The sequence below is a fragment of the Furfurilactobacillus milii genome (genome assembly GCF_009863985.1).
In the GTDB taxonomy this organism is placed as follows: domain Bacteria; phylum Bacillota; class Bacilli; order Lactobacillales; family Lactobacillaceae; genus Furfurilactobacillus; species Furfurilactobacillus milii_A.
Window position 1 is genome coordinate 1 of record NZ_WEZT01000023.1, and the last position, 5,886, is coordinate 5,886.

Below are 5,886 nucleotides of genomic sequence, written 5' to 3' on the forward strand. Positions count from 1 at the left end.
TCCTTAGACCTAATTAATCATCGACCATTAAAAACGCTTGATCATCATACTGCCATTGAGTTTTTCAATCGGTGTTCGAATTAAAGTTGTAATTTGCCTTTACTAAACACTAGTACACAAGCTTCGAAAATTATTCTACTGCTGATAGCCAATTTCAAAAACAGCATAGAAAGTCCCATTCGATGACATCGAAATACCAATTCCACCTACATTAGCGTATGGGCTCACTTCGGTTAAATAGTGGCCACCACCATATGACTGTTCAGCTGTCCACATGTCAACTGGATTCTCTGTACCGCCCCACCATGAAGCCAAGCATTCGGGTCCATTCACTATGGTGCCGTAATCGTAGTTCGGACTATTAAATAATCCCGCTGCATTCGTTTTGGCCCAGGATGGCGCACCATATAAATTATCACTATGACTTAGGCCTTGATTTGAGCTTGCTAGCTCATTTGCTCGCGCCTGTGCCCATTGATCCATTTCAGTAGTTCGTCGAAGAGCCGGTAAAACGTTACCGTTATCGCGATTGTCTGAACTTCCTACGGGCGTTCGTTGTGATTGACGCAACTGATTAATCTGATTAAACCATTGTGTCAATTGTCCAGCAAATGCATCTTGGAAATTTCCATCGACCATTTTTCCTGAATTGTCAAAATAATAATCGCGACCGTTACTATCAGTTGAGACACCAGTTTGCATTACTCCTGTGTATTGACTTAACAGATACCAACTGTTATCAAGATAACGCCAGCCATATGCCATCGCACCGGAATTATCCATGTAATACCATTTGCCGTAGCTCAACACCCAACCTGTACGTAACGAGCCGTCAGCATTTAAGTAATACCAAGTATTAGTTTGGAGCCAACCAGTTTGCATTGCACCTGAGCCTTGGAAATAGTACCACTTACCATTAATCCACTGCCAGCCCGTTTGCATATGGCCAGAACCATCAAAATAATACCACGCCCCGTTAATCCATTGCCATCCAGTCAGCATACTACCTGATCCATCGAAATAATACCACGATCCATTAATATCTTGCCAACCGGTTTGCATCGTCCCATAGCTATTCAGATAATACCAATTATTGTTGACCCATTGCCAGCCAGATTTCCAGTAGTTACCAGAATCAGACCACAGATACCATCCCGACGAGTACCCCCACCAGGAATCAGCATGTGCATTGTTAATTCCGACTTCAGTAATCAGCCCTGCGCCAACAATAAGTGTAATCAGCCCTTGCCTTACCAATTTATGCATGATCTTTATACCCCCCTGAAAGGTTTGTAAATCACATTAAAAATGTCATTTTAATATTCATTTGTCAATACGCAAAAACCGCAACACTTCATCAAACGTATTGAATTGTCATACATACCCGGAATTTTTATAGGACTAAGCTTAAAAATGAATAAAAAAATGAACCCCATTCACTGGAGTCCACCTTTCTAACCTGTTAATCAGAAATAATTAAATTTGAAATCTATCTAAATTTTCGATAAACGAGGAAACCTGCTAGCAATCCACCAGCAATTAAAGTCTCTGAACTAAAAATACCGTTTAGAATTTTAGAAGAAACATTTCCACTCTCGTTGTTCCCATTTTGATTTGACGTTTTTAAGGAACTAGCCAATGCTTTTTGAACTGAACTCTTCGATTCTTTATTGCCAGATGACACCTGCTTAAATACTTGTGACTGCGTTCGTGAAATCGAAGAAGCTAACTTTGGTGAATCAACGTTTGTTGAACTATCTTTGGGAGTTGATGCACTGCTCGTTGAGCTTACATCTGCATCAGGCTTACTTGTATTTGAATTTAAGTTTTTTGAAGAGTTCCCTTCATCACTTGAAGAGGAGGCAACTACAGAATTGCTAGAATTACTGGAATACGCCTTTGACGAGTTCCCGATAACTGAACTCACTTCTTGATTATCCGAACTAATATTGGAAGTTGACGACGATTGGGAACCATTTACACTGCTCGATATTTCAGATGTGCCTGTACTTGAACTAGTAGAGTTCGTGCTCGTTATTACATTGCTTTTGGAACTATTATCACTAGTTGTTGACGAAGTATTACTGGACAAAGAATCACTACTGTCAGAATTGTTCGAATCAATATTAACAGACTGTTGTGACGGTTTGTTATAAACGATTTTTACAATGTTTTGACTATTATCTTGGTGCGAAATCTTGTAACTAGTGGCTTGCCCATCATCTAGTTGATAGCCCACTGGAGCTTTTACTGTAGGTATTTTGATTACATCTAAATAGTTGCCTGATACTTGCTCTGAATGAAATGGTTGTGGCTGATCACCTTTATAATAATCAATCGTCACCGTCGTGGATGGTGTGTTGCTGACCAACCAAAACTCTGTTACCGCACTGGAAACTCCGGCAATATGCGTTTGACCAAATTGCTGTAAATAATTTGCGAAATCGCTTACACCCAGAGTGGACAGGGCTGTTTTGCTACTCAAAACTCTATTACCAGCTGAATCCATATAAGATGTCGTTACATATGATTTGTTTAAATCAATGTTTTTCGCTGGAACAGTCGCGTTACAATTCTCCGATTGTCCCGGTTTGTAAGTAAAGGACTGTGTCGTATTGTTGCCGGGGGTGCCGTTGTTAGTGTTAATGACGACACTGTCATCTGCGTTGGCAATCGTAGATCCACTTAACATCAGCGAAAATGACCCTGCCAGTATCAATGATGACGCAATACTTTTAAAAATTTTAGTTTGCAATATTAGCATCCCCCTCTCCTAATCTATTATATCTGCTCAATACTAAAAGGTATACAAGAAAGCTCAATTACATCAATAAAATTGCAAAATATTCGTTTTTACAGTTTCAGATGATGTGCTTTGGCTATCACTGTAAGACCTAGTGTAACTGATAGTCAGCAGTAAACCTATTTTTGTGCCTGACTACGCACAAAAACTTAAGGTTAATCTCAATTATCTAACATTTACTCATCTTCTGATTGCTGCATCTTTAACATGTTAAAAAACGTAATATTTTACAATGTGAACACAAATGGCAGCTACCTCCGCTCGGAAGTAACTGCCATAACATTTTGATTTTTATGCACTCAGAAACTATTTAATATTCTCAGAATTAGTAATTATCACTATAGCCATAGCCTAACCAGTTACCCTGATGCGTATCAAAATGACTGTATTGACCATTAATATATTGATTACCCGTTACCATTTCGTTGTAATCAAAATAATACCAAGCACCATTAATCCATTGCCAACCATCTGCTAATGTACCATCACCATTAGCATAGCGCCAGCGGTAACCGTCCCAAATCCAGCCGGTTGCCATGGAGCCGTCACCCCACATGTAATACTTGTATGTTTTCCAGTCAACGGTACCAGTTTGCATATCTCCGAAACTATCAGAGTAATACCATTTGCCGTTCACGGCATACCAACTATTTTGTCGAGCACCACTACCATTATAGTATTGCCAATCACCGCCCTCATATTGCCAACCAGTAATCATTGCGCCACTATTACTAAACTTATAGTGTGTACCATTAATAGTCTGAGTGCCAGTCTCCATATAGCCATCGTTAGTAAAGTAGTACCAATTGTTGTTAATGTAACGCCAACCATTAGCAGCGGCACCGCTATTATCAAAGTAATACCAGGAGCCTGTAATATATTGCCAACCAGTTCGCATCACACCAGAATTTTCATCTAGATAATACTCTGAACCATTGACATCTTGCCAACCGGTATCCCAAGACTCATCATAATCATTCCATAAATACCAGCCGGATGGATAGCTCCACCAGCTATCAGCATTAGCTTTAACAGTGGAAACTCCCATGCCAAGTGCAACTGAAGCCGCCACCAAAGCGATAACCTTAACTAATTTCTTTTGAAACTTCATGTCTACGCTCTCCAAACTTTGTGAATTTAAAAACCATTCTAAGAATATGACATTTATTAATAAAACAAAAGGGAAACTTAATGGCAATCAGCTAACCAACCGCCACACCAAGGTTCAAAGTGTTCCAAATATAATCAAACGAACTACCACTAACCCAATAACTATTTAACCAAGGATCAACAATGTGATAACTACCATTACTATATCCGTTTACACATACTACATGTAAGTTAAGCGGCGTATATCCCCACCAGTAATGAGTCCATTGTGGGGCTGCAAAGTAATGTGTCATCCACATAATTACTGGACGTCCAGCTCGAAGTTCTTCCTGCAGGTATGTTGAGGATTGTCCGCTAATGTTTTCTGCGTTTGTATAACGTTGTGCCCATGAAGTAACCGCCTTAGGATAAATAGTATCAACACCGTTTGCGTCGTAAACATATGGATTTCCTGCAAAACCATTGTTGGGATCACCATTCGAGGAATATGGCATCGTCTTCAAAAACTGCGATAAATTAGTATTCGTCAATAGCCCTTTGCCATGGAGTGCCTCCAGCAGCGAAGCACCTTCACAACCCTCGGGAGCCCCCAGGCCACTTGGTCTATAAATGGCACATTAATCCACGGTGAGGGATTCCAAACACCATTACTATCTAAATAATACCAAGCATTGGAATTATCCTTTGTCCAACCAGTGGCCATTGCACCGCCCCAGTTGAAGTAATAGTATGCGCCATTAATCCATGACCACTGATAATTTGACATACCAGCCCAATAATCAAGCCAATACCAGTTACCGTTATCTTGAAGCCAGCCACTGTCCATTGCGCCACTTTGTGCCATGTGATACCAATTACCAACTTTATTCCAACCAGTTGCCATTGCGCCGCCCCAGTTGAAATAATAATATGAACCATTAATCTTTGACCATTGGTAGTTCGACATACCATTCCAGTAGTCTACCCAATACCAACTATTATTGTCGTTCACCCAACCGGTTTTCATCGCACCACTTGGATCAAAGTAATACCAATTACCATCCTTAGCCCAACCGTTAGTTGCGGCCCCATAATCAGTTAAATAATAAACATTATTACCGTCATGCAACCAACCAGTTGCCATACCACCCCACTTTTGGAAGTAATACCAAGCATTTTGCCATGACCAACCTGAGTTATACATGCCCCAATTACCAAGGTAGTACCAATTAGACGAATCATTTAACCAACCGGTCTTCATGTCTCCGCCCCAGTTGAAGTAATACCAATTGTCGAGCTTACTCCAACCGGTATGTAACATACCCCAATCGGTCATGTAATAATACTGATTGTTGTCTTTAAACCACTGATTAGCCAATTGACCATTTTGATCAAAATAATACCAGGTGTCGTTAATCTTTTGCCAACCTGTTTGAAGATTGTTATTTAAATAATAATTCCATTTTCCATTGTTTGAAGACCAGCCATCGTTATGACTCGCGACAGGCATAACAATTTCTTCTTGCCCAAGATTAACTGATGCCGCAACTTTATTATCTTGTGATTTTTCTTTATTTGAATCGGATAAATCGGTTGAAGAATCAGCCTTTTTTGAATCTGATGAATCAGAATTGTGTGATTCTGACTTTTGTTGGTCATCAGAACTGGCAGATTCTGAACTGGCCACTTTAGATTCGGAACTAGTGGAATTAATACTCCCAGCATTACCACTTTCAACAGATGACTTTGGTGTCTGTGTATCATTTATTTTCTTTTCATTGCTACTATTACTTGATGCGACTTGAGAACTAGATGCATTATCCTTCTGTGACGGGCCAGCAGGGACAACTGAACTTAATTGTTTGTTGCTTTGCTGAGAGCTAGCTTGAACATTTGGTAGATTGTAAAATTAATCCGAACGCTGTTCGGACAAAAAAGATCAGCTTCCTTTAAAATGGTGTTTACCACAAACCCATTTTTTAGGAGCTGATTTT

General features: G+C 39.9%; 5 protein-coding genes. All 5 read right to left on the minus strand.

The window, feature by feature from the left end:
* Positions 1-135 precede the first annotated feature (135 nt).
* Positions 136-1,266 (minus strand): N-acetylmuramoyl-L-alanine amidase family protein, encoded by a 1,131-nt coding sequence (locus tag GB992_RS10360; protein ID WP_161002378.1) that lies wholly within the window; start codon positions 1,264-1,266, stop codon positions 136-138.
* Between the two features lie 223 nt (positions 1,267-1,489).
* A complete protein-coding gene (locus tag GB992_RS10365) occupies positions 1,490-2,755 on the minus strand; it encodes a hypothetical protein (RefSeq protein ID WP_161002379.1) in 1,266 nt (421 codons plus the stop codon).
* Between the two features lie 373 nt (positions 2,756-3,128).
* Complete coding sequence (locus tag GB992_RS10370) at positions 3,129-3,914, minus strand: N-acetylmuramoyl-L-alanine amidase family protein (protein WP_161002380.1); 786 nt, start codon at positions 3,912-3,914, stop codon at positions 3,129-3,131.
* A 91-nt stretch (positions 3,915-4,005) separates the two neighbouring features.
* Positions 4,006-4,443: a C39 family peptidase gene (locus GB992_RS10375; RefSeq protein WP_238331115.1), complete on the minus strand. Its 438-nt coding sequence runs from the start codon at positions 4,441-4,443 to the stop codon at positions 4,006-4,008.
* A complete protein-coding gene (locus tag GB992_RS10380; protein ID WP_161002381.1) occupies positions 4,440-5,579 on the minus strand; it encodes an N-acetylmuramoyl-L-alanine amidase family protein in 1,140 nt (379 codons plus the stop codon). The genes GB992_RS10375 and GB992_RS10380 overlap by 4 nt, the downstream gene beginning before the upstream one ends.
* Positions 5,580-5,886: the final 307 nt, after the last annotated feature.